At 60.0% G+C, this 26,795-nt stretch carries 20 protein-coding genes; 10 read left to right on the forward strand and 10 right to left on the reverse strand.

Annotated elements, in window-relative coordinates; all coding sequences use genetic code 11:
* Positions 1–52 precede the first annotated feature (52 nt).
* Positions 53–964: an AraC family transcriptional regulator gene (locus QDT69_RS23500; RefSeq protein ID WP_279708984.1), complete on the reverse strand. Its 912-nt coding sequence runs from the start codon at positions 962–964 to the stop codon at positions 53–55.
* 749 nt (positions 965–1,713) lie between these two features.
* On the opposite strand from QDT69_RS23500, the gene QDT69_RS23505 reads away from it, so the two are divergent.
* From QDT69_RS23505 to QDT69_RS23535, 7 genes are all read left to right on the forward strand, one after another.
* A complete protein-coding gene (locus QDT69_RS23505) occupies positions 1,714–5,343 on the forward strand; it encodes a PAS domain-containing protein (protein ID WP_279708862.1) in 3,630 nt (1,209 codons plus the stop codon).
* A complete protein-coding gene (locus QDT69_RS23510; protein ID WP_279708863.1) occupies positions 5,340–5,987 on the forward strand; it encodes a response regulator in 648 nt (215 codons plus the stop codon). The genes QDT69_RS23505 and QDT69_RS23510 overlap by 4 nt, the downstream gene beginning before the upstream one ends.
* Positions 5,984–6,376, forward strand: coding sequence for a response regulator (locus QDT69_RS23515; RefSeq protein WP_279708864.1), 393 nt, complete (start codon positions 5,984–5,986; stop codon positions 6,374–6,376). The genes QDT69_RS23510 and QDT69_RS23515 overlap by 4 nt, the downstream gene beginning before the upstream one ends.
* Positions 6,363–7,058 (forward strand): response regulator transcription factor, encoded by a 696-nt coding sequence (locus tag QDT69_RS23520; protein WP_279708985.1) that lies wholly within the window; start codon positions 6,363–6,365, stop codon positions 7,056–7,058. The genes QDT69_RS23515 and QDT69_RS23520 overlap by 14 nt, the downstream gene beginning before the upstream one ends.
* Positions 7,059–7,435: 377 nt before the next feature.
* Complete coding sequence (locus QDT69_RS23525; RefSeq protein WP_279708865.1) at positions 7,436–8,920, forward strand: sensor histidine kinase; 1,485 nt, start codon at positions 7,436–7,438, stop codon at positions 8,918–8,920.
* Positions 8,917–9,306 carry a response regulator gene (locus QDT69_RS23530; protein ID WP_279708866.1) on the forward strand — a complete coding sequence of 130 codons (390 nt, stop codon included), beginning with the start codon at positions 8,917–8,919 and terminating at the stop codon, positions 9,304–9,306. The genes QDT69_RS23525 and QDT69_RS23530 overlap by 4 nt, the downstream gene beginning before the upstream one ends.
* Positions 9,303–10,553 carry a response regulator gene (locus tag QDT69_RS23535; protein ID WP_279708867.1) on the forward strand — a complete coding sequence of 417 codons (1,251 nt, stop codon included), beginning with the start codon at positions 9,303–9,305 and terminating at the stop codon, positions 10,551–10,553. The genes QDT69_RS23530 and QDT69_RS23535 overlap by 4 nt, the downstream gene beginning before the upstream one ends.
* A gap of 122 nt (positions 10,554–10,675) precedes the next feature.
* Here QDT69_RS23535 and QDT69_RS23540 read toward each other — a convergent pair whose 3' ends face one another.
* The 7 genes from QDT69_RS23540 to QDT69_RS23570 form a co-directional block, all read right to left on the reverse strand.
* Positions 10,676–11,695: a mechanosensitive ion channel family protein gene (locus QDT69_RS23540; protein WP_279708868.1), complete on the reverse strand. Its 1,020-nt coding sequence runs from the start codon at positions 11,693–11,695 to the stop codon at positions 10,676–10,678.
* A gap of 105 nt (positions 11,696–11,800) precedes the next feature.
* Positions 11,801–12,583, reverse strand: a complete 783-nt coding sequence (locus QDT69_RS23545) for a 3-hydroxybutyrate dehydrogenase (RefSeq protein WP_279708869.1) — start codon at positions 12,581–12,583, stop codon at positions 11,801–11,803.
* Positions 12,584–12,625: 42 nt separating this feature from the next.
* Positions 12,626–13,786 carry a patatin-like phospholipase family protein gene (locus QDT69_RS23550; protein WP_279708870.1) on the reverse strand — a complete coding sequence of 387 codons (1,161 nt, stop codon included), beginning with the start codon at positions 13,784–13,786 and terminating at the stop codon, positions 12,626–12,628.
* A gap of 66 nt (positions 13,787–13,852) precedes the next feature.
* Positions 13,853–14,632, reverse strand: coding sequence for an acetoacetate decarboxylase (locus QDT69_RS23555; RefSeq protein ID WP_279708871.1), 780 nt, complete (start codon positions 14,630–14,632; stop codon positions 13,853–13,855).
* A gap of 75 nt (positions 14,633–14,707) precedes the next feature.
* Positions 14,708–15,913, reverse strand: a complete 1,206-nt coding sequence (locus QDT69_RS23560) for an NAD(P)/FAD-dependent oxidoreductase (protein WP_279708872.1) — start codon at positions 15,911–15,913, stop codon at positions 14,708–14,710.
* Positions 15,914–15,957: 44 nt separating this feature from the next.
* Positions 15,958–16,938: an alpha/beta hydrolase gene (locus QDT69_RS23565; RefSeq protein WP_279708873.1), complete on the reverse strand. Its 981-nt coding sequence runs from the start codon at positions 16,936–16,938 to the stop codon at positions 15,958–15,960.
* Positions 16,939–18,070: 1,132 nt separating this feature from the next.
* The gene (locus QDT69_RS23570; RefSeq protein WP_279708874.1) at positions 18,071–19,375 is read right to left on the reverse strand and encodes a TAXI family TRAP transporter solute-binding subunit; all 1,305 of its coding nucleotides are present in this window, start codon (positions 19,373–19,375) and stop codon (positions 18,071–18,073) included.
* A gap of 935 nt (positions 19,376–20,310) precedes the next feature.
* Here QDT69_RS23570 and QDT69_RS23575 point away from each other — a divergent pair.
* On the forward strand, positions 20,311–21,738 hold the full coding sequence (locus QDT69_RS23575; protein ID WP_279708875.1) for a DUF1254 domain-containing protein: 1,428 nt from the start codon (positions 20,311–20,313) through the stop codon (positions 21,736–21,738).
* Between the two features lie 546 nt (positions 21,739–22,284).
* Here QDT69_RS23575 and QDT69_RS23580 read toward each other — a convergent pair.
* Positions 22,285–23,364 carry an alpha/beta hydrolase gene (locus QDT69_RS23580; RefSeq protein ID WP_279708876.1) on the reverse strand — a complete coding sequence of 360 codons (1,080 nt, stop codon included), beginning with the start codon at positions 23,362–23,364 and terminating at the stop codon, positions 22,285–22,287.
* Between the two features lie 556 nt (positions 23,365–23,920).
* Here QDT69_RS23580 and QDT69_RS23585 point away from each other — a divergent pair.
* The gene (locus tag QDT69_RS23585; protein WP_279708877.1) at positions 23,921–24,451 is read left to right on the forward strand and encodes a hypothetical protein; all 531 of its coding nucleotides are present in this window, start codon (positions 23,921–23,923) and stop codon (positions 24,449–24,451) included.
* A gap of 205 nt (positions 24,452–24,656) precedes the next feature.
* Positions 24,657–25,463: an LssY C-terminal domain-containing protein gene (locus QDT69_RS23590; protein ID WP_279708878.1), complete on the forward strand. Its 807-nt coding sequence runs from the start codon at positions 24,657–24,659 to the stop codon at positions 25,461–25,463.
* A gap of 196 nt (positions 25,464–25,659) precedes the next feature.
* Here the strand turns inward: QDT69_RS23590 and QDT69_RS23595 are convergent, their stop codons facing one another.
* On the reverse strand, positions 25,660–26,601 hold the full coding sequence (locus QDT69_RS23595) for a helix-turn-helix domain-containing protein (protein WP_279708879.1): 942 nt from the start codon (positions 26,599–26,601) through the stop codon (positions 25,660–25,662).
* Positions 26,602–26,795: the final 194 nt, after the last annotated feature.

A 26,795-nucleotide genomic window follows, 5' to 3' on the forward strand; every position in this document is an offset into this window, starting at 1 on the left:
ATTGACCTGTGGCCGCGCCAGAGCGATTGACTTCATTGAAGAGCTATTGTGGTCAACGTGCGCGCCTTCGCCAATCGCTCGGTGTCTCTCCAGTCAATTTGCGGAACGCGGCCGCAAACGCTGTTTGCGAGCTATAGCCAAGCGCTGCCGCGATCTGCGCCACAGAATTGTTTGGGTCACGCAGCATGATGGTTGCCTGTTCGAGTCGATATCGACGAAGCCAGTTATGCGGTGAAAGCCCCGTACTCTCCTTGAACGCACGACAGAAATGAAACCGCGACAGCCCGGAATCGGAGGCGAGGGCGGTGAGCGAAACGTCCGCATCGCTGTCTGACCGTAACCGCTCGATAGCCCGACGCAATACTGCCGGTGAGAGGCCGCCAAGTGCGAGGTGATGGGTCTCAGGCTGGCCGGTGTGGGCTGAGAGCATGCGTGTTGCTAGGAGATCGCTTAATTGTTGCCTGAATAGATTGTCGAGTGCCTCATTACCCTCGACAGTATCGGCCGCGCTCACGAGCAGCCGTGACGTCACAAGGTCCGGGTACGTCGTTCGCTCGACAAGATCGTGCGGCGCGATGATGTTCGCTTCTAGCGCGACGCGCGTGAGCGTTGCTTGTGGCAGGTAGAGCTGAATGATATCCATCGGACGGTAGATGTCCCAGCGGGACATCGAACCAGCCGGAATGATGGTGACGGTGCCGTCGCGTGCCGTTCCAGTGACAACCGACTTTCCGTTGCGGCGCTCTAGCCGTTGGACCGTACCGACATACGTCATGATGACGTGATCGGTCATCGGCTCGACCACCTCGTGAAACGCGTCATGACTCCACTGTGCGATGGCGCCGCCAGATAAATCTGACGCGATGTGCACCGGCGTCGTCTTCAGAACACGTGACATCTCATTGACTGGACGACGAAGGCCGGTGACCGGCGTGTTGTCGTGCGGTCTGGATATGTCAGTCATCTCAATTGGAGATTCTTGCGCAACATCACGGATGCGAGGTTTGCTCATGGACGTCTCCTCGCGTGAGCGCATCTGCTCGCGAGAGCTCGCCTGGGCGCGTAGCAACCGGCCATAACGGGGAGGGATGCTTGTGACCGGCCTAGCTGCCAGCGTCGATCGAGATAATTCTTCTGGACGACTTTGAGCATCTCGATCGAGAGCCCGCACAGGGCGCCGACGAAGTGCCAGCCACTTCGTTGGGCAATGACACAGGTGCAGGCGGGAGAATGATGCATAACAGTCGCTCCTCGCGTCGCGGACGCCTTCTGCGGCATCTTCGAGCCGGCAGGCGCCGCGCGTGACGCGGGAAAACTGGGGAATTCTTCGCGAGCCCGATACTGTCTATCGGGATAGCTTGCGCCCTGCTGTTGGTCAGGTCGACCTGGATGTGGGGCAAGCAAGACTTGGCTTTGGGCCGTTCTCTCGAGGAATGGCCGGCCTAAGGAGCTAATAGAAGGATATCATCGTCGTATCCGTAGCTGCGCCAGAACGATTGCCACGTTTGAAGAGCGATTGCGGTGAGCTGATGCGCCGCCGCGTATCGTGCGGCTGCTTCCATAATCCTTGGCGTTTGCCTATCATGGGTTTCCATGAGATGCCGCCAAGCCCGGCCATGATAGAATTCCGGCGAGATCCCTGAGTTGGGACGGATGCCAGGCTGAGAGGGCGATGTGAGGCATCGGACCATCTCACGCCGGGAGCGGCCGATAATGATCACAGCACCTTATATTGACCGCTTCGGTGTCGCATTGGCGGGCTGTGGCGCCGGGCTCGTCTTGGCGCGGCTGACAGACTTGCCGATCGGTCAGGTTGCTGCGATTGCCGCGGTGATGGCGGCCCTTGGGCTCGTGATAGCAGCCGTGGCTCTGCTGGCCGATCGCAAGCGCGTGAAAAGGGTGAGCGGCAAAGCCGAACAGGCGCTGCGGATCATCGAAAGCATGCCGGCGCTCGCGTGGTTTGCCGATGTGGAGGGCAAATTTCTCTATACAAGCCGAAGTCCCAGGGTTTTCACGGGATTGCCCAAAGAGGATCTCGCTGCGACGAAAGATGATGAATTCGGCTTTCGAAACGTCGTTCATCCGGATGACCTTGATCGCCTTCTTGAAACCTGGCGTCACAGCCTGCGAACGGGCCACGACTATAACTGCGAGCATCGCATGTGGCATGCGAACGGCGGATATCGCTGGTGCCGCAGTTTCGGCTTGCCAACGCGCGATGGCGATGGCCGCATCGTCGGCTGGTACGGCACGACGATCGACATAGACGAACTCAAGACAGCTGAAGCCGCGCTGCGCGAGCACGAACGCTCGTTGCAGCAATTGATCGACACGGTTCCGGTGCTGATCTGGTGCTTGTCGCCACAGGGCAACCCCGTCTACTTCAACAAGCCGCTGGTCGAATATACTGGCGTGCCAGTTGCACAATTGGATTCGGTCGATGCGGTGATTGAGGTGATCATCCATCCCGATGATGCGATCGCTGTCCGCAACGCAGTTCAACGCGGGATCGAGACCGGTGAGCCCTTTGGGTTGAGGCATCGCCTGCGTCAGTCAGACGGTACTTATCGCTGGGTGGACGCACGTGCTGAGCCGATGTGCAATCGCGACGGCGATATCGTGCAGTGGTACGGCGTATGTCTCGACATCGATGCCCAGATGCACGCTGAAGACGCGCTGCGGCGGAGCGAACGGAAGCTTCAGCAATTGACCGATGCGGTTCCCGCCCTGGTCTGGAGTACGGAGCCGGACGGCACGCCGACCTATGTCAGCAAGCGGTTTACAGAGGCCACAGGCGCCACGCTCGAGGATATCACCTCGACCGATGGCAGGCCGTCGCTAAGCGTCGTCCATCCGGAGGATCGGCCGGAGGCGATTGCAGCCTTCAAGAGGTCATGCGAGACCGGCACACCCTATCTCCAGCGATATCGCCAAGTTCGCCGCGGTGGCATCTATCGTTGGACCGAGACCCGCGCAGAACCATTGCGCGACGATGCTGGCCACATCATCCAGTGGTACGGTGTCAGTGTCGATATTCATGACATGATGTGCGCCCAGCAGGCGATGCAGCATAGCGAGCGGCAGCTTCAGCTGCTCGTCGACACGGTTCCGACGCAGATCTGGTGTGTGACCCCGAAGGGCGAGCCGTCGTACATAAACAAAACCATGATGGACTACATCGGTATGAAGTTGGAAGACTTCGATGCCGAAGGTGGTTTACGCAGTGCAATCGGAGACCTCGTCCATCCGGATGATCGAGATGCTCTGTACGGCGCTTTAAGCCATTCCTTCCGCACCGGCGAAAGGTTCGCCTTGAGATTTCGTAACCGCCGGGCAGATGGCGTCTATCGCTGGCAAGAGGGACGCGCGGATCCGCTTCGCAATGAGCGCGGAGAAATCATTCAATGGTACGGCGCGAACGTCGACATCCACGATCAGTTGGCGACGGAAGAGGCGCTGCGGAACAGCACGCGACAACTGCAGCAAATGATAGATGCCGTGCCCATCAATATCCTGAGCTTCGATCCCACTGGCAGGCTCACCTCTGCCAGCAAGCGATATCTGGAACGCGTCGGTACACCGCCGGCGCACGTCGAGGATTTCGAGGGGCTGGCCCGGCACCTGGCTCATCCTGACGATCTTCCGGTCATGCTGCGAAGGGCACTCGATGGCTTTGCGACCGGAACGCCTTTCGTCAATCGTTTTCGCCGGCGCGACAAGGACGATGCCTATCCCTGGATAGAAGCGCGCGCGCAGCCGTTGCGCGATGCCGACGGTGCGATCGTGCAATGGTACATGGTTTCAATCGACATCGGAGACGAGGTTCGCGCGCATGAGGCGTTGCGAAAACGAGAACAGGAGCTGTCTCAGCTCGTTGATGCCTTGCCAGTCCACATCTGGAGCTGGGCGCCCGCCGGCAAGCTGGCCTACGTCAACAAGCGATCTTTGGAGGATCTCGGCCTCTCCAGTGCGACCTTCGAAGATACCACCACGGTGGCGCGAGAGCTGGTTCATCCCGAAGATGCCCCGGAGGTGCTGCGTACATCGCTCCGCTGTCTCAGGACTGGCGACCCCTTCATGATGCGGTATCGCCGACGTTGGAAAGACGGCAATTACCGCTGGATGGAGGGACGTTGCGAGCCTCTGCGCGACCGAGACGGAACGATCATGCACTGGTACCAGGTTTCCATCGACATCGATGATCAGGTGCGCGCGCATGAGGCGCTGCGGCAGAGCGAACGATCGCTCCGTCAGCTTGTCGAAACGCTCCCGGCTATGATCGATTGTGCAGCGCCTAATGGCGAGCCGATCTATCGCAGCCAGCAGCTGCGCGAATTCCTCGGCTATGAACTTGACACGTTGGATGGAACGGGAAAGTCCCGGCTCGACGGGACGCTCGATGCGGGTGTGCATCCCGACGACCTCGCGGGCGTCAAGGAGAGATATGCCCATAGCCTGACGACTGGTGAGCCCTATGCACGCCGGCACCGGCTCAGGCGCTTCGACGGTGAATATCGCTGGGTTGAGACGCGCGCCGAGGCGATGCGAAATGCCGAAGGTGCCATCGTGCAGTGGAATGTAATCTGTCTCGACATCGATGGCGAGGTTCGAGCGCAAGAGGCGCTGCGTCTCGCGCAAGAGCGGCTGGCGCGCGCAAGCCAGGCGGCGAGCCTTGCCGAGCTCTCTGCGTCGATCGCGCACGAAGTCAACCAGCCGTTGGCCGCTGTTATTGCCAATTCGCATGCCTGCCAACGTTGGCTGGCGATGGACCCGCCAAACATTGATCGCGCGCACCGAACAGTGGAACGGATCATCCGTGATGCTAATGCGGCGGCCGATGTGGTCAGCCGCATCCGGGCGTTGTTCAAGCAGTCGATGGATTCGCGCATCTCGATGACGCTCGCCAGCCTCATTACCGAGGCGCGAGAGCTCATGGCGGAAGAAGCATTGCGGCGCTCTGTCCGCATGGAGTTCGAGGTCGAGAAAGGCTTGCCGCCCGTCGCAGTCGATCGCGTTCAACTCCAGCAGGTTCTAATCAATATCATTCGAAACGGTATGGAGGCGATGGACGCTCTTGCGAACGGTAAGGTTCTTCGCTTGCGGGTGCGCCGCGTTGCGGATTCGATCCAGACCGAGATCAGCGATCGTGGCCCCGGCTTCGAGCACCCGGACAGGTTATTCGAACCGTTCTTTACGACGAAGGAGCATGGGATGGGTATGGGACTTGCGATCTGCCGATCTATCATCGAATCTCACGGTGGAAAATTGTGGGCGGAAACGAGCGCGCCGCTCGGCGCGACGTTCATCTTTACGTTGCCGATCGAATCGAAAGTCGCTGCATGACGAACGACGATTCGATCGTCTTCATTGTCGATGACGATGTCCGCATTCGCGAAGCGCTTGGCGAATTGCTGGCGTCGCATGGAATTGTGGCGCACGCCTTTGCGTCCGCCGGAGAGTACGTCAAGGCGGATAAGCCGAAGCGGCCTGCCTGCTTGGTCCTGGATGTCGAGCTGCCCGATATCAATGGCCTTGATCTGCAGAATCAGATCGCGGACGGAGATCATCCGCCGATCGTGTTCATCACGGGGCATGGCGACATTCCGTCGACAGTTCGCGCCATCAAGCATGGTGCCGTGGATTTTCTCACCAAGCCGTTCAGCGATGCGGCTCTCATGCAGGCTATCCGCACCGCGGTTGCGCAAGACAGGAAAGCGCATGCGGAGCGCGCGAACCTTGACGTCCTCAGGCAGCGCTATCTCGATCTGACGCCGCGAGAACGTGAGGTGCTGCCGCTTGTCACCAGCGGGCTTCTCAACAAGCAGGCCGCGGCCGAGCTCGGCATCAGTGAAGTTACGCTTCAGATCCACCGCAGAAACGTGATGCAGAAAATGGCGGCGGTATCACTGGCCGATCTGGTTCGGATTGCAGAAAAGCTACAGATCCCGGTGACTCATTCTCGCCGGACGGGAGAAGACGAAAAGTGAGTCAAAAACTTGTCATAGCTGTTGTCGACGACGATCCAAGAGTTCTTGAGTCTCTGGAGAACCTATTCGAGTCGGTTGGCTATACCGTTGCTACATTCTCATCTGGCAGGTCGCTGCTGACGAGCGATCTGTCGTGCATCAACTGCCTTATCACCGACATCGGTATGCCAGGCATGGACGGCTTTGAGCTTCTCGACATCGTGAAGAAGACGCGGCCTAAGCTGCCGGTGTTTCTATTGACCGGCCGCCATGAGATCGGGGATCAGCACCGGGCGACCGGTAAGGACATCAGCGGCTTCTTCACGAAGCCGTTCGGCGGGCAGGACCTGGTTGCCGCTATAGATCACACGCTGGGCGACACCAATCTGGAGGGCGATAATGATCAATGATCCGGTCTCGTTGCGAAAGTCGGCTTTGGGAAGCAGGGAGACGCGAAACGAATCCAGCCAACCGCTCGTGATTGTCGTTGATGACGATGCAGCAGTACGTGAGGCCTTGCAGGAGTTGATGCATTCGGCCGGCATGGAATGCACCACTTTTGCATCGACACGCGCACTGCTCGATACAGACGTGCTGGACAGGCCGGGCTGTCTGGTTCTCGATGTCCGCATGCCGGAATCGAGCGGCCTCGACCTGCAGCTCCATCTCACCGCAACTGGCAATTCCAAGCCGATCGTGTTCCTGACCGGACATGGCGACATTCCGATGAGCGTGCAGGCCATGAAGGCAGGGGCGATCGACTTCCTGACCAAACCAGTTCGGGATCAGACGCTGCTCGATGCCGTGACCGCCGGTATCAAGCGAGACCTTGCGCAGCGGGCTGAAGCCAAGGTTATGAGATCGAATGTCGACCGACTGGAGACGTTAACACCGCGTGAGCGCCAAGTGCTCCACGAAGTTGCGCGTGGCCGGGTCAACAAGCAGATCGCCTTCGACCTTGGTATTAGCGAAGTGACGGTTAAGCTTCATCGCAGCAACGTCATGCGCAAGATGCAAGCATCTTCGATCGGAGAGCTAGTCCGAATCTGGGAGGCGCTCCCCGTCCCGATGCGCGCGGCGTGTGCGGCTTAGCCAGGGCGTCTGAGCGGCGCGTACCATTGTTTCCGCGCAACCGCGGGACTCCAGCGGGGCATCAAAGGCAGCCAGGTCGGGTCGACGGCCCGGCCAATCGTATGTTGGCCAGCCTATTCTTCAGCGGGATTTGACTGCGGGCAGCGATTGAGCCGAATGAGGTGGGTCAACCAACGACAGTGAACACGTTGGTCGCAATCGCTCTTCAATCGCATCAATTGCTCTGGCGCAGGTTCTTGACCGGTTAGTTAACTATCGATTGTGGCTAGGTAACGGAGACGAGGATGAGCCCCGACAGCGCTCCATCAGCGACCGTCTAGCCCGCCGACGTGCTTGTTCGCACGGAAGCGCCAACTGAAGCGTCAGACGATCGACCCATGGACATCGCGGGAAGTCGCAAGATCGAGGAACTCCAGCGGAAGCTGCAGCGCGCGGCCGCCGACAATACAAATCTGCAAACCGAGCTTGCGATCGCACTGGAGCGGCAGACCGTCACGGCGAAAATCCTCAACGTCATTGCCTTGTCGCGAACCGACGTGCAACCGGTCTTTGATGTCATCTCGGAGAGCTCCCGGCGGTTGCTCGGTGGCCAGACGACGCTGGTGACGCGCGTTGTCGACGATAAGCTTCATCTGGCTGCCTGCACCGTCGGAAGCGAAGCTGGCCACGCGGAGATTCGAGCGACATTTCCCGCGCCGCTGACGTCTTCGGGAATCCACAGCCGGGTTGCGCTCACGTCGAAGATGGCGTTCCGTTCCAATGTCGAAACCGAACCCGATGTGCCGCAGCCTGTCAAGGACATGGCGCGCGCGCGGGGATATCGCAGCATCATCGTGGTGCCTATGCTGCGCGAGGGTCTGGCAATCGGTACGATCGGTGTATCGCGCGCAGAGCCCGGCGTGTTCAGTGACAGCCAGATTAATCTCCTCAACACGTTCGCAGATCAGGCTGTCATCGCGATCGAGAACGCGCGGCTGTTCGAAGAGGTTCAGGCGCGAACTACACAGCTCGCCAGATCGCTGGATGACCTACGCGCTGCACAGGACCGTTTGGTGCAGACCGAGAAGCTTACTTCGCTCGGACAGCTCACCGCCGGCATCGCACATGAGATCAAGAATCCGCTTAACTTTGTTAACAACTTTGCGGCTGTCTCGGTGGAGCTAATGGACGAGGTCAACGACGCGTTCGCGCCGGTCGTGTTGCCGGTTGATGTTCGTGATGAATTCGACGAACTGCGGGGGTTGTTGAAGGACAATCTCCAAAGGATAGTTCAGCACGGCAAACGCGCGGATTCGATCGTCAAAAATATGCTGCTGCACTCGCGTGGAGTCGGCGGCGAGCATCGGCCAACAGACATCAACGGATTGGTCGAGGAGAGTCTCAATCTCGCGTATCACGGAGCTCGCGCCGAGAAGCCGCAGTTTAACGCCACTCTCGTACGCAATTTCGATCCCGAAGCCGGTGTTGCCGTGGTATTTCCCCAGGAAATCACGCGCGTGCTGCTGAACCTGATATCCAACGGCTTCTATGCGGTGGCCAAGCGTAGCAGCGAAAGTCAGGTCGAATTTGAGCCCACGCTGAGCGCCAGCACGCGCAACTGCGGCGATGATGTTGAGATTCGCATCCGCGACAACGGCGTCGGAATTTCACCTGAGGTCAAGGAGAAGATGTTCAATCCGTTCTTCACGACCAAGCCGCCCGGTGAAGGTACGGGGTTAGGACTGTCCATGAGTCACGACATAATCGTGAAGCAGCACGGCGGCAGGATCGATGTAGAGACCGAGCCCGGTGAGTTTACCGAGTTCACCATCCTGTTGCCGCGTGGGAGCAATAGTTCGAGCAACAGGGGAAGTGAGCCATGACTGTCCTGGTTCTGGTGGTGGATGACGAAGAAGATGTCGAGGTGTTGTTCCGTCAGCAATTCCGTCGCGATCTTCGCGCTCAGCGTTTCGCGATGGATTTTGCCGGTTCCGCGGCGCAGGCGCTGACGCGTATTGCGGACACCGGCGAGCAGACGTTGATCCTGATTCTCTCCGACATCAACATGCCAGGGATGAACGGTCTCGACATGCTTCCGGAGGTGCGCGCCCGGCGACCGGATGTGCCTGTCATCATGATCACTGCCTATGGCGATGCAGAGACGCGCAGGACGGCACTGGCCAGGGGAGCAAAGGGCCTGCTGACCAAGCCGATCGATTTCGGGCAGCTACGCCAGGTGATTGAGTCACGGCTAGGCCAGGCAGCATGACAGCATCGATACTCGTGGTCGATGACGAGCCCGATCTGGAGGTGCTCGTTCTGCAGCGATTTCGCAAGCAGATTCGCGAAGGGAGCATCAACTTCGTGTTCGCTCGAGACGGCCTTGAAGCGCTGCACTCGATCGAGCGGCATCCCCAAGTCGATCTCGTAATTATGGACATCAATATGCCGCGCATGGACGGCCTTTCACTGCTCGCGAGATTGCAGGAGCGGGAAGACAAGAAGTCAGTCATCATAGTTTCGGCCTACAGTGATATGAGCAATATCCGGACTGCGATGAACCGCGGGGCCTTCGACTTCTTAACCAAGCCGATCGATTTCGCAGACCTGGAAGCCACGATCCGAAAGACGCTGCATCACATCGCGGTATTGCGCGAGGCGCGCCAACGTCAGGCGGAAGCCGAGCGTGCTCATGCGTCGCTGTCACGGTATTTTTCACCTGAGCTCGCCAAGCGTCTCGCGGCGGATGGCGACGACGATGATATGCAGGTGCGGTGGCGTGACATTGCCGTGATCTTCACCGACATCACGGGCTTTACCTCGCTCGTGGAGACAGCTGCTCCGGAGGTTCTGGCCGAGTTGCTGAATGAATATGTCGGCGGCCTGACTGATGTCGTCTTTGCCCATGACGGTACGGTTGCGAAGGTGATCGGTGATGCCATTCAGGTCTTGTTCAACGCGCCGGGCGATCAGGACGATTACGCGATGCGGGCGATCGTTTGCGCTCAGGAACTCGATAAGTGGGCAGAGGAATTTCGCATACGTTGGAAGCGGAAGGGCGTCGAGTTTGGCGCAACGCGAATCGGCGTGCATGCGGGTCCCGCGCTGGTGGGCAATTTCGGCGGCGATCGCTTCTTCGATTTCACTGCCTACGGCGATACGGTTAACACTGCCGCTAGGCTGGAGGCCGCGAACAAGACATTCGGAACGCGCATCTGCGTCAGCGACGCGGTCGCGAGCGGGGCAGGCGACTTCAGGGGGCGGCCAGTCGGCGATCTCGTGCTGCGCGGACGTAGCGAGCCCCTCCGCGCCCACGAGCCTCTGTCAGCGGCGGCGTTCAGCGCGCCAGCCACCGCTCGGTATGTGGAAGCATTCAGCAAGCTAAAGACGCACTGCGCTAGCGCCATGCCGGCATTTGCCGCCTTGGTCGGTGTGCACGCCGACGATCCGCTCGCGAGCTATCACCTGAGACGGTTGCTCAACGGCGCGAATGGCATCCGCATCGAGGTGAGGTAGAGTTTGAATGGACCTAAACAGACTTGATTTGGGCTCAATGATGGATCCTGGAAAGCCCAGCTGAATGGACGGCTGCACTGCTATGTCATTCTTGCCGTCCTGTTCCGAACGGCGCGACCTGCTCAGCGCGCCAGATGAGACCGGCTCGACGATGACCCCCGTTCGTTGGCTGCGGTCGGCGGCGCGCAGGCAACGCTTTGGGCCGGCATTGCCAATGCGAGCCCATTCGCTTTGCAATGCTCGTAGACCAGATCGATAATCTCGTTTTGCGCCGCTATGCGGCTAGGCGCACTCGCCACGCGGAACAGCAGTTGGACTTCGATGGCTATCGCATCGATCGATTTGAGTGCAACGGCCGGCGGCGGGTCTCCGAGGATCCGTTCGCAACCTTGCAGAACGCTCAACATCGTCTCCTCGACCAGGCGCGGCTTGTGATTCGCGGCAATGCGCATGGTGAGCGCAATCTGATGCGACTCATCCGGACGGCTGCGGTTGGTCACCCCCTGCTTTGCCAGAACGCTGTTCGGGAGGACGACGACGTTATGGTCACTCGTCAGCAGATTGGTGGAGCGCCAGTTGGTTTCTGCAACGCGCCCTTCGGTGCCGTCGGCAAGCTGGATCCAGTCGCCAATCTCGTAAGCCCGGCCCAGCGCAAGCGCGATCCCGGAAAAAACATCGGCAAGCGTATTCTGCAGCGCGAGACCGATAATGACAACGACGACACCCGAGGTGGTAATGAGTGGGCCGACCGGCGCGCCGAAGACGAAGCCGATGACCGACAGGGCCACGCCGAGATAGACGACGCCGACGATCAGATCTTGAAGAAGATGCGCTTCATGCGGTCGCCGATTGAGGGTGATGTAGATCTGGACGAAGCCGATCATCGTCCATGCCAGGTGAAGCCACCAGAGAACCCTCGCAGACCTGGCCAACAGGAATCCCGTGCCCTGCAGCTCAGCGTCAACATGAGAAGGCGAAATTCCAGCGACCCAAAGCACAAGGCTCATGCCGCCAAAGAACAAGATCTGCACGATCAGGCGCGCGGTTGGACGCCGCCGTCCCTGGAGGTGCCAGATGAGAATGCCGGCAAGCCCTAGAATGTTGATCAGAACGACTGGCAGGGAAGGATGTTCGCCAAACATGATAGGGCTCACCGACAATGCTTTTCATCAGGCCGAGAGCGACGAGTGTGATACTGGTTCAGCCGTCGCACTCTGGCCCAAGATATCGAGCACGCTCCGCGGCTGTTACTGGGCGGTCCAGCCGCCATCGACCGAAATCGCCGTTCCTGTGACCTGATCTGCGGCAGACGAACACAGGAAGGCGACGGTGCCGCCAAGCTGCGCCGGAGAGACGAATTCGAGCGAGGGCTGCTTCTCAGCCAGGAGTGTCCTGGCGGCTTCCGTCTGGCTGATGCCTCTCTGCGCGGCGATGTCGTCGATCTGCTTGTCGACCAGGGGCGTGCGCACCCAGCCGGGACAGATCGCATTGCATGTGACGCCGCTCCCGGCGGTCTCCAGGCCGACCACTTTGGTCAGTCCGATCAGTCCGTGCTTGGCCGCGACATAGGCAGCCTTGTGTGTTGAAGCAACCAGGCCATGCGCGGAGGCAATGTTGACGATCCGTCCCCAGCACTGCTTCTTCATCTGGGGTACTGCAGCTGCAATACTGTGGAACGCAGCCGATAGATTGATCGCCAGGATCGCATTCCACCTGGCTGCCGGGAACTCTTCGACCGGCGCAGTGAACTGGATGCCGGCATTGTTCACGAGGATGTCGAGGCGGCCGAATTTCTCAACTGTTGCAGCGATCAAACCGCGTACCGCGTCCTCTTTCGACATGTCGGCCCCGTCGTAGATGGTGCGCACGCCATGCTCACGTTCAATTCCGCCGCGGATCGCCTCGATTTCGCCGGCATCGCCAAAGCCGTTCAACACGATATCAGCGCGAAGACTGGCCAGTTCCTTGGCGATACCGAGTCCAATGCCGCTTGTCGATCCGGTCACGATGGCTACTCTGCCCTTCAACATGGGATTTCCTTTCGATACTTGGTGAGTGAGATTATCGCGAAGTCAGTCGCGACGATGGATGTCGTGGGTGATGATGCCGAGCTCGGGGGCCGGCGGATCGAGACGTCGTGGATCAGCCAGCGTGCGGCGGATGTCTTCCAGCCCGCTCTGCCAATGCGCACGCATCGCGTTCAGTCCGAACTCGTAGTCCTTGGAATGGCGTTCGTAGATCTTGGACTGGTAGATCAAATGGATGATGTTGCAGGAGCGATGCCGGGCCAGCTCCGCGATACGGCGGATTTCCGGGTGCTGTTTCGCGCTGTCCGGCAGCATTTCGAGCGTTCGCTGCAGCGCCTGACGCATCGTCTGCATCCGTAGTGCCTGATCCGTAATGGCGCGTGTGCGGCTGGAATACTGAATGTCCTTCTGCCGGCTCGAGACCTCCATCATGTCATTCGGTACGCGTCCCCGCGCCGACCAGAGATCGACTTGGAAGGTCAGGGTGTCGCGCGGCTCGCTCGACAACACACGGGACAGAGGCGTGTTCGAGACAACGCCGCCGTCCCAGTAGTGCTCGCCGTCGACTTCGACGGCAGGGAAGCCGGGCGGCAACGCGCCGGAGGCTGCGAAATGCTTCGGGCCGAGCCGCCGTTCGGCCGTGTCGAAATAGGTGAGGTTGCCGGTGCGGACATTGACCGCGCCGACACTGACGCGCACTTCGCCGGCGTTCAGCCGATCGAAGTCGACCAGCCGCTCCAGCGTCTGTTGCAATGGCGAGGTGTCGTAGAAGCTCGTCGCGGCATCGCCCGAAAAGGGCGACAGGAACGGCGGCGGGAAGCGCGGCTTGAAGAAGCCGGGCTGACCCTGGAACAGGGCCCTCATCGCCGCCAGAGCATTGTGCGCCGAGCGCAGATCGAAGGCGAACGGCATTGCATCGGCGAGCCCCTCGCCGGTCGGCCACTCCACCGGCGCCGAGCAAATGCTCTCCCAGAACTTGCGCAGCTGTCCGACCCGCTCGGCCTCGGGCGAACCGGCGATGATGGCGGCGTTCAGCGCACCGATCGAGATGCCGGCCAGCCAGTTCGGCCGGATCCCGGCCTCGTGCAGGCCCTCGTAGACGCCCGCTTGATAAGCACCAAGCGCGCCGCCGCCCTGCAACACCAGGGCGACGACATCATACGACAACGATCTGGCCTGCGGCGCAGGATCGTTTTGCTCACGCATCACATTCAGCATTTCCATGACTCCAGATGCAGCGGGCTAATCCCGGCTAGCCAGCACTTGTTTCCGTTAAGGCTTTTGCGATCGACCCTCGGGCGGCTCTGTCTGGCCGGTCGCAAGATAGTCGTGGACCACGCTGCCCAGCCCGAGCGTCAGGTCTGCAACGAGGTGCTTTGCCGACAGAACCTGAAGCACCGGCAGTTCGGCAACGGGTGCCAAGGCATGTGAGTACAGGTCGAGGGCGGACGGCCCGGTCCATGCGCCCTTCACGGTGATGTCTTCGAGATGGAAGCGCACCAGCTCGCAGATGCGCGGCGTGCCGTCGACATGCGGAATGATCTTGAGCAGGAAATTGGGTGCAGCAAGCTTGCTGGCTTCGACCGCGGTGTCGAGGGCTCGGTGCTTGTAGCCCATGGTGCCAGTGGCGATCCGGACCGAGCCATAGTTCAAGGTGCCGACCAGCGTGTCGATCTCGACCTCGAGCTTTGGCTGTGCCAGCTTCTTGGGAAACCCCCAAAGCTCGCGCCCACCCGCGATCGGCGGATGATCGTTGAGGAACATCTGATGGGTAAAGCCACCGAGTTGGCCCTTGTAGGATACGGGAATGACTTGGCCGCTCTCGGTGTAGTCGCCGAAGCCCGTTGAGTCAGGCATGCGGATGAACTCGTAATTTACGACCGGTTCGGTCAGTTCCAGAGGCTCCGGGACCACACGGCGCAGCGCCTCGGGATCAGTCCGGTATTGAATGATGAAGTATTCGCGATTGACGAAGTGGTAGGGGCCGGGAGGAAAGGCCGGACTGGTCAGTGGCATCGCAAACGACGACGCGCGCACGGTCTCATATTTCACGGTGGTAAGCTCCAGGTTTGTCGATCATGTGCGGCCGCGCTCCTGCGTGGAGCGCGGCTTGACAGGACGAGACGTCTAGACTTCCGAGACATGCTCCGGATCGGCCGATGCGAGCGCAGCGGCGCGTTCTGCCCGCGGAGGGTAGATCCAGACGGTGTTGATCTCCCGCTTGGTCTTCTTGGCCTGCTCGCCGACCATCTCGACTTTGCGCTCCCAACCGCGCGTGAACAGCGCGCCGGCTTCTCCCAGGTCGAGGCAAGTGACATATGCCTTCTGATGATATCGTCTGGTCGCGATGCCCAAGAGTTCGGCGGCAGCATTGTTGCCCGCAAACGCACCCATCCGCGTCGCGTGCTGGCAGGACATCAGCGAATAGTTGCCGACATCATCGCATGCGGCTCTAGCGGCATCGCCGGTGGCGAACACACCGTCCACCGACAGCACGCGCAGGTCGCGATCGACAAGAAGCCGGCCGAAACTGTCGCGCTCGGCAGGGATCTGCGCCGTCAGCGGGGCAGCGCGCATGCCGGCTGCCCAAATCACGGTCGCACTTTCGATATGCTCGCCGTTGGAAAGCGTGACGCCAGATTTGTCCAGCGACGCGACGCTCGCGCCTAGCCGTGTCTCCACGCCGACGTCGCGGAGCGCGGCCTCGATGAGGGGGCGGGGACCGGCGCCCATGTCGGGGGCGATTGCCTCACTACGATCGACAATGATGACACGCGGCTTGGCGTCCTTCCCGAGGATCGCTCGGAGACGCGACGGCATCTCGGTCGCCGCCTCGATGCCGGTGAAACCGCCGCCGGCAACGACGACCGTGTCGCGCATCTCCGATATCGGCAAACTCGCCAGTTGGTGCAAATGCCGGTCGAGCGCGATCGCGTCGTTCAGCCCGTCGACACTGAAGGCATGGTCGGCGAGGCCGGGGATATTGGGCCGGAACAGGCGACTACCGGTGGCAACAATCAGTCGATCGTAGGAGAGGCTCTTCTTCGCACCTTTAGCGGTAACAATCTGCACCGAGCGGGACTTCGTATCGACAGTTTCGACACTGCCTTGCACGTAGACGACATCGATCGCTTTCAGAACGTCCTGAAGTGGCGCCGTCAGGGTCTCGGGCTTCGGTTCGTAGAGCCGCGGCCGGACCACCAGCGTCGGCTCAGGCGCAACCAGCGCAATTTCAAGCTCTTCGGGTGAAACGCCCTGAATATCGCGAAGGCGAGCGGCGGAAAGTGCGGCGTACATGCCGGCGAAGCCGGCGCCAATGATGACGAGACGCATGTGATCTGCTCCAGTTGATTAGTGGAAGAAGGCGTTTGAAATGACTAGGCGGAGATGAATGCAAGCAGGTCCGCGTTGATGATGTCGGCGTGTGTCGTGCACATGCCGTGCGGCAGAAGGTCGTATATCTTCAGAGTGCTGTGGCGGAGCAGCTTCGCCGACAGAAGCGCGGAGTCGGCGACGGGGACGATTTGATCGTCGCCACCGTGTTGGATTAGCGTGGGAACGGTGATGTTCTTCAGATCTTCGGTGAAGTCCGTTTCCGAGAAGGCCTTGATGCCGTCATAGTGCGCCTTGGCGCTACCGGTCATGCCTTGGCGCCACCAGTTCCAGATGACAGCTTGTGAGGCCTCCGCGCCCGGGCGGTTGTAGCCATAGAAGGGGCCGCTTGCGAAATCGAAATAGAATTGTGAGCGGTTCGCAGCAAGTTGCTTGCGCAGGCCATCGAGCACGTCGATCGGCAAGCCATTCGGATTGGCTTCGGTCTTCAGCATGAGGGGCGGTACTGCACCGATCAGGACCAGCTTCGCTACACGATCCTTACCGTGGCGCGCGACATAGCGCGCGGCCTCGCCGCCACCCGTCGAATGGCCAACGTGAATCGCATTGCGAAGGTCGAGATGCTCGACAACGGCCGCGGCGTCAGCCGCGTAGTGATCCATGTCATGGCCGTCGCTCGTTTGGCTCGACCTGCCGTGACCTCGGCGATCGTGAGCGATGACCCGGTAACCGTTGCCCAGGAAGAAGAGCATCTGATTTTCCCAGTCGTCGGAGCAAAGCGGCCAACCATGGTGAAAGACGATCGGCTGAGCCGATTTCGGTCCCCAATCCTTGTAGAAGATCTGAACGCCGTCTCGTGTAGTAACTGAAGAGAGACTGGGCTTGTCGGTTGGGTTGGCCGAGCGTTCTGTGCCAGCGGCCGATGTGGAGCGCAGGGTCAGCGAGCACGCGCACGCGAGCGCGGTGGTGAGAATCCTCCGGCGCGAAGTGCCGGGAAGTTGGCTCATGGAATGTTGCCAGGTCATATGTTCCTCTCCGTTTGGCTGGCGTGGGCACAGCATCAATTAGCGGAGCGGGTAGGGAACGGCCCAAGAGCGATTGACGTGGCTGAAGAGCAATTGCTGTTAACGCGCTCGCCGTCGCCGATCAGTAGGGGTCTCGCCAGTCAACCGCCTGAATGCAGCGATCCAACGCCACGGCATCCACACTTCCCGCAGGAACAAAAGCGGAAAGTGTACCCAAGTGTCCGGTACGAAATGTCACCTATCTTCGGGCCGCTCAATTTTCTGCGCGAACTACGATTTCTATGATTGCTTACTGTCAGTAGTAATGCCCGGATATAGGAGGTATTGCCTTGCGGCCGATCCGCTTGCAGATATTCTTGTGACTGCTGCGCGAGCCTTACACCGTTTCGTTCCGCAGTGGGGCTATTGCGCCAGGAACGCTGCTATTCCCGGCGCTCGTTTCGCGCTTGCAAAGCCGGCGATGAACCGCGTACGGGTGGTGGCTTTGACAGATTGCCAACCGCGTGCGCCGCGAGAGCTGGCCAGCCCTCCGGTAGGAAAATTGTGGGTTTAGCAATGTAGCGTTTCGGGCCGAGCGGTCTACCTACTCGAACCCCGCCGTCTGGAGGTAGCCCCCTGGATCGCCTTCTATGCTTGGTACAGGAGCATGCGCGAGCCGATGAGACTATGCAAAATCCGCACGCCGCCCCGAGCCGTGAGCGAACAAATCGCCCTCTCGACGGCTGAATCACGGCTAAGGGCCCACAGCCGAGCCGCTTTGTGCATCGTGTGCGCCCGCCCAACGTGTTCACGGTTTCGCCGGTAGGATCCCGATCTTCATCTCATTCGTCCCGCAACGCTGCCGGCCGAAGTCATCGTGGGACGGCCTCACTAGCACAGCACTCTTGCAGCGCACGTCCGGACCATACATTCGGGTCAAGCCGAGAAGAACTCAGTGCGAGCACATGTTTTCGTCCGTCACCAAATGTTCGCTAGACGGTTTGAAGAATTTGGCCAGGTACGCGAGCTATAGGGGTTGCGGAAGTTCGCTTGGATGCGGCCGGCCATTTGCTCACTGAATCCGATCAGAGCATCTGAAGTACCGCATATCGCCGCGGCTATTCCCGAGCCAGCAGTCTCAGCCACCGTCCGATTAAGACGGTTTCAGCGTGGCTCGGCGGGCATGAATCAGACCTTCGACCCTGTTCGCTGCAACGTTCAACGTGGCCATGTCGGCCGCATCGTCGTCCCCGTTCGCGATCTTGAGACGCTGGTCGCTCAAGATGTCATCAATCCGGTCCTCGATGTCGGATAGTTCATCCTCGCGCTGAGCCTTGCGAACCCGGCGAGCCAGGGCATAGAGCGCGTCGAGCGCCGATGCATCCGGCTTCGACGTCCGCAAGCCGATAAACCTCCAGGCCGCGGCGAGGACGGAAGCCAGTCCGCCAAGGATCATCGGAGTCAGGTAGATCGCATTGCTCCATTCGTCCAAGAAGCTCTCTTGGGTGCCGTTGAAATATTCCGCTGCACCAGCGTGGACTGGCAGGAAGGCGTCCGGATCCGTATCAGGGGCGGTGACCTGCGCCAGGATCGGCAGTTCGCCGATGAGGTCACGGCGCGCGGCGAGAAGCGATCGTGTCAGATCGGATATGGTGTCGCGATTGAGCTTTTTCTGCGCGACCAGGTAGAAAGACACCCGCAGTGTCGTCAGGTCGTCATCGGGGACTGCCGGCGAACCTCTGAGCGTACCTTTCGGCACGTCGAAGCTTTCGTAGGCTCGATGACTTTCCGCAACCGCGCCGGCGGCTTCAATGGGAATGAGCACCGGCAGGGATTTCGAGTTCTGCGGGAAGAGGCTGCGTGCCAGCGACAGGTATTTTGGAGTCAGGGGAATGACGAGCAGAAGGGCGTCCACGCTCTTGGATTCGACTGCCCGGCGCGCCTCAGGCAACGAGACATCCTTGAACTTCACGTTTGCGCGGTCGAGGTCATATTGCTGACGCAGTGCGTCAACGACGGCCCTGTTGATCTGTCCGCCGACCACGCCAACGCGACGGCCTTTCAAGCTCGCCACGTCGCTCAGCGGCGAGCCGGGAGGGGCCACTATCAGAGCGACCGCGTGCGCAAGCACGAGGATTGCCTGGGCCTGCGACAGGTCACCGACATCGCCACGGACGACGGCGAGGTCGACCTTGCTCGAAGAAAAGGCGTTGGCGGCCTCGAGGGCGCTCGACTGATTGACGATCCGCAGTCTCACTGGTGCCGACGTGGCGGTCAGGCGACTGGCGATGGCGGACAAGACCGTATCGGCCTCACCGTCAAGCGATCCAACCGCGACGGTAAACGTGACCGGCCGAACGTACCAGAAATAGGCGAACAGCCCCGCGCCAATGGTCAGCAGCAATGCGCCGCCCACCATCACAATACGAAGCCAGGCTGGTAGTTTGATGGCGGTCATCGATCAATCCCCCGACTAAAGCTAAGCCTTGCGCTGAAGCGTCATCAACGGCGCTTCTCTGGCGCAGTCGTGTCTTGTCTCTGAGTTGTATTCCGTTCTGTCGCGCGGGTCAGCCAATGGATCACGGCATGAAGCCGTTCGAGCGCTGCCGCCTCAGTTGCTCGATGTGCTTGTTTCCAGGGTCCGCCAGACGGCAGACTTGCTTGAAGAGACGTTTGATGCGGGAAGGTCGATGCCCAAGGGGCGGAGCAACCTGCCGCAGGCCGGGACGATCTGCTGTCCGGTCAATACCATATCGCTGTCTGCGAGTTGCTCGAGGTGAGAGGGATATCAAGCCCCATTCAACGCCGCGAACCGACTCTGGCTTTGCTCATGATGTGTGAACCCATGCAGCGAGAGGCGCGCCCCGCGCACGGTCACCCGCGAAGTGACCTGCGACAGGTGGGCGGCCGACGGGGTATAAATCTGCATTGAATGCCTTCATTGAGTGGTGTCCTCGCGAACCGGCCAAGCGCGCCTTCGCTCCCCCAAGCGTCGGGGCGAACGCGCAATGGAAGAAGTTATAAGCGCCAATTTTCTCCCGATCGGCTATGCAGTTTCGGCAAAAGGGTGAGGGGCCGTTGGCCGCGTGCCGTGAAAAGCCCCTCGCGGTCGCACCGAAACCGATCCTGCGTCCATTGGTCCGCGACCATAGCTCGCGCTTGCCGAATTTGCATAGCGGGCCGCCAAGTTCTCCGTAAGTTGGTAAGGCGACGAGGAGTGGCTCGTATGCCAGCTCGCTCAACATGGCAGGGGAGGCATTTGATGCAAAGGCGATCGACCCAGAGCTCGTGGGCGCCGATGAAGCACGAGCTTTTGCGGTAGGATACTGGAAGTTGTATCGTCGCCACTCGCCAATCGTTTGAAGTTGTTTCATCAGGTATCAGGAGAACAAAATGGAGATCACTCGTCGTAATCTTGCGTTGGGAGGCATGGGCCTGCTGGCAGGTGCGGCTGCAACACGATCAGCCCTTGCGCAGGATTCCTTCTTTGGCGTGAGGGAGGGCCTCGAGGATTTTTGGCTCGCGAGCGACGCCTACGTTTTCGGCTATCCGTTGGTGACGATGGAGATGACCCGCCGGGTTCTCACCAACGTCGCCGAGCCCGCGGAAACGAAGGCGCCGATGGGGCAGATCATCAAGATGCGCCAATATCCGGATGCCTCATTCAAGGACGTCACGGCACCGAACGCGGACACGCTCTACACGACTTCCTTTTTTGATGTCGGGAAAGAACCGTGGGTCCTCAGCATCCCGGACATGAAGGGGCGTTATTTCCTGATGCCGATGCTGGACGGCTGGACTACGGTGTTCCAAGTGCCGGGCAAGCGTACCACCGGCACCGGAGCACAGACCTACGCGATCACCGGTCCTGGCTGGAAAGGCACACTGCCAGATGGCGTGAAGGAGTACAGGTCGCAGACCAACATCGTGTGGTTGCTTGGCCGCATCTATTGCACCGGCACGCCGGAGGACTACGCCGCCGTCCACAAGCTGCAGGACGAGTGCAAGCTCGTTCCGCTCAGCGAATATGGCAAGCCGTACACACCACCTGCGGGCAAGGTCGATCCCTCGATCGACATGAAGACGGCTGTCCGCGAACAGGTCAATCGCATGGACACGGTGTCGTATTTCAAGCTGCTCTGCGAGCTCATGAAAACCAATCCGCCAAATGAAGCGGACGCCCCACAGCTTGCCAAATTTGCCCGCATCGGCATCGTCCCCGGACAGGATTTTGACGAGAGCAAGCTCAAGGCGGACTTCATTAAGCGTGTACCGGAGGTGTCGTTCGACAGGATCATGATCCAGTTCAAGGTCAACAAGGCCGTCAAGAACGAGAACGGCTTTGACTTCACGACCAGAACCGGCATCTACGGCACCGACTATCTGATGCGGGCCCTTATCACCGCGATCGGGCTCGGCGCCAATCGTCCGCAGGATGCGGTCTATCCGACCTCGCAAAAGGACGCGGATGGCCGCAAGTACAATGGCGCAAACAAGTACGTCATGCGATTTCCCAAGGGGCATCTGCCCCCGGCGGAAGGCTTCTGGTCGCTCACGATGTACAACAGCGGCTACTTTTTTGTGAACAATCCGCTCAATCGCTACTCGATCAGTGCGCGGCAAGACCTGAAGCAAAATCCGGATGGCTCAACCGACCTCTACCTCCAGAAGGACTCCCCTGGTAAGGACAAGGAGTCGAACTGGCTTCCCGCGCCTGAAGGAGATTTCATCCTCATGCTGCGCATGTACTGGCCGCAAGAAGCCGATCCGTCGATCATCAACGGCACATGGACGGTTCCCCCCGCCAAGAAGGTCAGTTGAAAAAGAACTTGAACTCGTGCCGGCCCTCGAGTGGGCCGGCACGGGCCAAGCCTTCCGGCTTGCGTTGCGCCGCTGCTCGATCATGCGGGCGGCACAAATTGCTTCGATGCGCGCAAAATTGGGTGTGATGTGCCTTGTTGATCCCTGGCAAGAGCAGCCGCCTATAGGCGGGGGGACAACAAGGCGCGGACCCGGCTTCCATTTAGAGCCTCCGTCATGGCCATGGCGATTGTCATGACGTCACTATCATCCGCGACCGTCCACGCGACGAAGGTAGCGTTTCTTATTGACTTTCCGGCCGTTTCAGCAGCCCCGCAGCGACCCCTCAGGTCCCCGGCCGGTCGATGGCGGAAGTTTGTTATCACACCAGCGGGAACGCTTTCTGCACTAAAGCGGCCGCCAGCGAGATCCAGGTTGGCAGATTCCCTGCCCACGGGTGAAGGCCGATCTGAATCTCCGTTTGAACGCGCAGGCGGATCTCGTGCTCATCAATCCCGACTACGCGTTCGCGACGAGATCTATTGAGTTGTCTTGCCAGACCTGGTGCTATCTGTGCTTTACCTGAGCCGAAGCTGATCGTTGCTCGTCCGGCAGTCTTTGCTCGATCATCGTCATAACATCGGTGATGTCGTCAAAGGCCCGGCTATGCGCATTGTCGCCGGATGTCCTCAGCTTGGTGAGATCGAACACGGCGATATTGTCGCGCGCGAGCGCGCTGCGGTACGGCTCTTCGTGGACGTTCACGTCGCCCATCCGCGGAATGCCGCCCCAGATGATTTTCGAGACGTCGAGTGCCGTGTCATCGCGTGATACGAACAACTCGATGCGTGGCCGATATGGACCCATCCGCTGGATTTCGCTGCGAAAGACATCGACGTCGATGTCCGGGGCAACGAGGAGCGCGTTTTTCAACTTGTTGGAGCGATCGCGGTTCGTCACCGCTGCCATTTCAATGGAGCGGGCCCTCAATGCCTCCAGCGTGACCCAGTTGCCCATGGAGTGCGCGACGATGTTGATCTCAGCCACGTTGGGATCCCGTGAGAGCGTCGCCAGCAATTGTTCCAACGCATCGCGCGAATAGTTGGCGCTCTCGCGGTCATAGGTGTAGGCAGACAATGCCACTTCGCCACGGGATGGCCATGTAAAGAGAACTGGGACAGCCTGCGACTTCGAGTCGTGGACGATCTGCGCAAACCGGAACACGGCTTCGTCGAACCGGTTGTTGAATCCGTGGACGAAGACGAGAACCCTTCTTGGGCCGGCCTGCGTCGCCCGGGCGATTGCTGAGCTGAACTCTACCTTGTCGATGTAACTCGCGGCCGTCGTCACGAATTCGCGCTGGGGATTTCCCGGCGCTGATGCCGGCCATTGGACCTGCCCGACCGTCCGCGCCGCATCCGGCGGAATCGAGATTGTGACGGTGGCGTAGGAAACCTTGCTCGCGCGTTCACCGCTGAACATCATTCCCGGGTTGTCGGGGACAGCCTGCCTGGTCGTCGCCACAAGAATCGGCACTTGCGTCGCGCCGTCCGCGGTGACGTCGACCGGCGTCATCATCTTGTCGGGGGGGCTGGCGCACGCGCCGCAGGTCAATGCTAGTGCCGTCAGGATCAGAGAGCGCAACATGGTCCAATAACTCTGCGAGGTGGCGATGACCTGGCGGCGCCGGCGCGGCTTTCGTCCACCGCGAGAATCCCATCAAGCCCAAACCTTACGCGAGGCCGAGCGCCGGCAGGAGGCTGGTGCATGTCGACCAGTGACTGCGTCAGATCGGTGATGGTGCCGGCATCGACGCTCAATCCTTGCGCTGGGCTGGTCAGGAGGATGTCCCCTTCAGCAATACCAGCTGGCAGAGCGCTGGCCTATGCAAAATCTGACACTTTGGACTACGGTTACGTTGAAAGATGTCGAAGGCTAACGTGGTGGATCAATCCGCGCCTGGCCGTCGTCGTGCAGGCTCGTCGAGGACGGTTATTGTCTGACCGTACATAGGAAGCACTGAGAGAGTTCGTCCACGCCGCCGAGCGCAGGTCTGAAACTGCATAGTCATCACTGCGAACCACGTTTATCCTTTGCATGGTTTGTAGCGCATCAACCGAGCATCGACCTCATGGGCGTCGTCCGACCAAATTCGGTCAGGTCGTGAGCTATCAGTCGTTTTTCAGATCGCAAGGAGGATATCATGGCCACGAGACGTAAATTTCTCGCCGGCGCGGCGGTGGCCACGTCGGCGCTGGCCTCGACAAAATGGAATCGCGCCAGGGCCGCGGGAGAAGCGCCCAAGATGGGTGAGTTTCTGTTTGTTCAGACCTCGAAAGGCATGACTTTCGACAAGGGTTCGAGCAAGCTGACGCTGACCGGCATAAGTCCGATAACGGTTTACTTTACCGATCGTCCTGAACGGATTGCGGGCAATATGAAGACTGCGGCATTCATTCCCTTCTGGAGCGAAGGAAAGGATAGCTTCAAATCAGATCCGCCCAACGCAGATATTTCGTTGCTCGAAAACGGAGCACTCACGCAAATCATAGCCGAACTGCAAGAGCCGGCGCTGAACGGTGACGATCTTAGCTACACGATCAAGGTTCTCAAGGGTGAGGTTCCAGTGAAAGCCAACGACGTATCGGTGTTCATCGACATCATCGGGCGGCCATTGACACCGATGTCATTCGCCGGCGTCGGTCGACGCTCCTATCGAAGGGCTTACTGGTAAGCTTGGCAGAGCGCCGATTCGGCGAGGACTGGCAGCAGGAACGACCTTGCCGGCAAGATGCCGGCAGGGTTTGCGGACCTGTAAGGATCCCTGCTGATCGCATCCACCAGCAACAAGGGGTCGTCCGCCAGTTGAGGCACGAGCGTCCCCCGGCCGGAGGCTGCAGAACGAGCTATCGCAACCGACTGGGCGGTGGTGGCGATACATGACGCAGATTGCAGGCAGGCGACGACGGTGGATCATTCTTGTGGGCGGCGCGCTGATCGCCTACCTCCTGCTGGCCTATATCGTGCTGCCTGCGTTATGGAGCCATCACGAGCGCGAGCCGGGCGTTGCCGGCCTGCCCATGGTCACGCGTACCGGTGACGGTATTCCAGGCGATGCGCTCAATGTCGGACTTGTTGGCAGCAGGAACGACGTCCTTCGCGCGATGCACTCTGCCGGCTGGTATCCGGCCGATCCGATCACGTTACGGACAAGCATCGAGATCGTTGGCAGCGTGGTGCTTGATCGGCCATATCACGACGCGCCCGTCAGTCCGCTCTACTACGAAGGAAAGAAGGAACAACTCGCCTTCGAGAAGCCCGAGGGCAATAGTGCCGACCGACGGCACCACGTCCGCTTTTGGCAAGTCCTCGACAAGGGAACGGAAGGCCGTCCGGTTTGGCTCGGTTCAGTAACCTTCGACCGCGGGGTCGGCTTGAGCCATGACACCGGGCAGGTGACGCATCACATTGCTCCCGATGTCGATGCCGAGCGTGACGGGTTGATGCGCGATCTGCGTGACGCCGGCATGGTTCAATACTTCTTCCAGATTTCTGGAACGGGTCCGACACTCTTTGGCCGAAATGGCGAAGGCGATCCCTACTATACGGACGGCGAGATCGATGTTGCCACCCTCGTGGTCGAGGGCATCAGGCAAGCCCAGCCGGCGCCCACGCTGTCGCCGCCGGCGCTGATCGCGCTGAAGGACCAAATCTGGCATGGCGTCCGCAACGCGATCAGCCAATAGCGAGGATCGCTGGACCAACTCGTCACCCGCTCTCGTCGTCGCGACTAGCTGCGTCGGGGTGGGCCAAAGCCGGTCGAAGATCTGACTTCTGGCCCAACCCGCCAATCGTTGTTTCCGTGATCACCCCAGTTGTCCATCTCGGACAATTCGTCCTCGCGCTCCGCCTGTTGTCCTCGAGCAGCTCTCCGGAACACAGCTAAGCCTTGCGCTGAAGCGTCGTCAGCGGCGCTTCTCCGAAAGCAGCACGGTACGTCGCAGCAAAGCGTCCGAGCTCGAAGAATTGATGCTCCCGCGCGATGCTGGCGACGCTCGCGCTGGAGGCATCGGCGTGCCGTAGCGCGGCGCGAGCCTTATTCAGCCTGCGCAACAGGAGGTATCGCATCGGACTTACGCCGAGAATCTCGTGACAGCACATCCGCAATGTGCGTTCGGCCACGCCGATTTCGGCACAAAGATCGGGCAACGTGATCTTCCGGTTGACGGATTTGCGCAGCGCTGCTTCGAAACGGGTCATCAAGGCTGTGTGGTCGGAGCGGGGCCTGGACCTGTCTTCCGTCCGGTCGCCGGTGAGGCAATGGATCACGGCATGAATCGTGTCCTGTTCGAGCGCCCTTGCCACTTCGGGCTGCTCAATCAGTTTGTTTGCAGGAGCCGCCAGGTGACAGGCGTGTTGGAACAGCTGCTGAAAACGGGACAAGTCCGCACGGGAAGGGCGAAGTAGTCTGGTGGAGCGCGGGGGCAAGATTGGCTCGCCGGTCAATGCCGCACCACTCTTTGCAAGCTGCTCCATGGGTAAAGATATCAGGCCCCATTGGCATTTGCCGTTCGATCGCTGATGCATCCGCTGGCCGGGGCCGTGAAGGGCGATCTGGTCGCTTTGGAAGGCCAGCCCGTCGCATTCCAGGCTCACCCGGCCAACTGGAAAGGACAAAAAGACCTTGTCGGCTGCAAGCGAAATGCAGGCAATGCGCGGCAGCAATTCGCGTAGCCGCATGACGACGAGATGGTCCAGTTTCAGCCGCAGCAACTCCGCTTCGAAATCCCCAGGACCGGTTATGGTGAGATTGACACCGATATCGCCAAAGCCGGCTTCGCAGGCTCCGGGATCGTCAAATCTTGAAATGGAGCGTTCAGCCATATCCCCTCGTCCCATCGGACGGGCGGATGGCTCTTGCGACCATTGATGCCCATGGGGCCCGTCGATGAGGCACCATCAGGCAATCGACAGGGGTCGACTATGCAATTCCTGCGCCATGAGACAAAAGGGCGCTTCAAAGAGCGGAAGGATATTTCGATCGGAAGCTGCGCTGGTGCAATCGGCCGGTCGATTTG

The organism is Bradyrhizobium sp. CER78, assembly GCF_029846235.1.
In the GTDB taxonomy this organism is placed as follows: Bacteria; Pseudomonadota; Alphaproteobacteria; order Rhizobiales; family Xanthobacteraceae; genus Bradyrhizobium.

What these genes read in the sequence shown, in the direction of transcription:
- QDT69_RS23500 (WP_279708984.1), bottom strand. Translation starts at nt 964, where the DNA reads ATGACTGACATATCCAGACCGCACGACAACACGCCGGTCACCGGCCTT.
- QDT69_RS23505 (WP_279708862.1), top strand. Translation starts at nt 1,714, where the DNA reads ATGATCACAGCACCTTATATTGACCGCTTCGGTGTCGCATTGGCGGGC.
- QDT69_RS23510 (WP_279708863.1), top strand. Translation starts at nt 5,340, where the DNA reads ATGACGAACGACGATTCGATCGTCTTCATTGTCGATGACGATGTCCGC.
- QDT69_RS23525 (WP_279708865.1), top strand. Translation starts at nt 7,436, where the DNA reads ATGGACATCGCGGGAAGTCGCAAGATCGAGGAACTCCAGCGGAAGCTG.
- QDT69_RS23530 (WP_279708866.1), top strand. Translation starts at nt 8,917, where the DNA reads ATGACTGTCCTGGTTCTGGTGGTGGATGACGAAGAAGATGTCGAGGTG.
- QDT69_RS23535 (WP_279708867.1), top strand. Translation starts at nt 9,303, where the DNA reads ATGACAGCATCGATACTCGTGGTCGATGACGAGCCCGATCTGGAGGTG.
- QDT69_RS23540 (WP_279708868.1), bottom strand. Translation starts at nt 11,695, where the DNA reads ATGTTTGGCGAACATCCTTCCCTGCCAGTCGTTCTGATCAACATTCTA.
- QDT69_RS23545 (WP_279708869.1), bottom strand. Translation starts at nt 12,583, where the DNA reads ATGTTGAAGGGCAGAGTAGCCATCGTGACCGGATCGACAAGCGGCATT.
- QDT69_RS23550 (WP_279708870.1), bottom strand. Translation starts at nt 13,786, where the DNA reads ATGCGTGAGCAAAACGATCCTGCGCCGCAGGCCAGATCGTTGTCGTAT.
- QDT69_RS23560 (WP_279708872.1), bottom strand. Translation starts at nt 15,913, where the DNA reads ATGCGTCTCGTCATCATTGGCGCCGGCTTCGCCGGCATGTACGCCGCA.
- QDT69_RS23565 (WP_279708873.1), bottom strand. Translation starts at nt 16,938, where the DNA reads ATGACCTGGCAACATTCCATGAGCCAACTTCCCGGCACTTCGCGCCGG.
- QDT69_RS23570 (WP_279708874.1), bottom strand. Translation starts at nt 19,375, where the DNA reads ATGACCGCCATCAAACTACCAGCCTGGCTTCGTATTGTGATGGTGGGC.
- QDT69_RS23575 (WP_279708875.1), top strand. Translation starts at nt 20,311, where the DNA reads ATGGAGATCACTCGTCGTAATCTTGCGTTGGGAGGCATGGGCCTGCTG.
- QDT69_RS23580 (WP_279708876.1), bottom strand. Translation starts at nt 23,364, where the DNA reads ATGTTGCGCTCTCTGATCCTGACGGCACTAGCATTGACCTGCGGCGCG.
- QDT69_RS23585 (WP_279708877.1), top strand. Translation starts at nt 23,921, where the DNA reads ATGGCCACGAGACGTAAATTTCTCGCCGGCGCGGCGGTGGCCACGTCG.
- QDT69_RS23590 (WP_279708878.1), top strand. Translation starts at nt 24,657, where the DNA reads ATGACGCAGATTGCAGGCAGGCGACGACGGTGGATCATTCTTGTGGGC.
- QDT69_RS23595 (WP_279708879.1), bottom strand. Translation starts at nt 26,601, where the DNA reads ATGGCTGAACGCTCCATTTCAAGATTTGACGATCCCGGAGCCTGCGAA.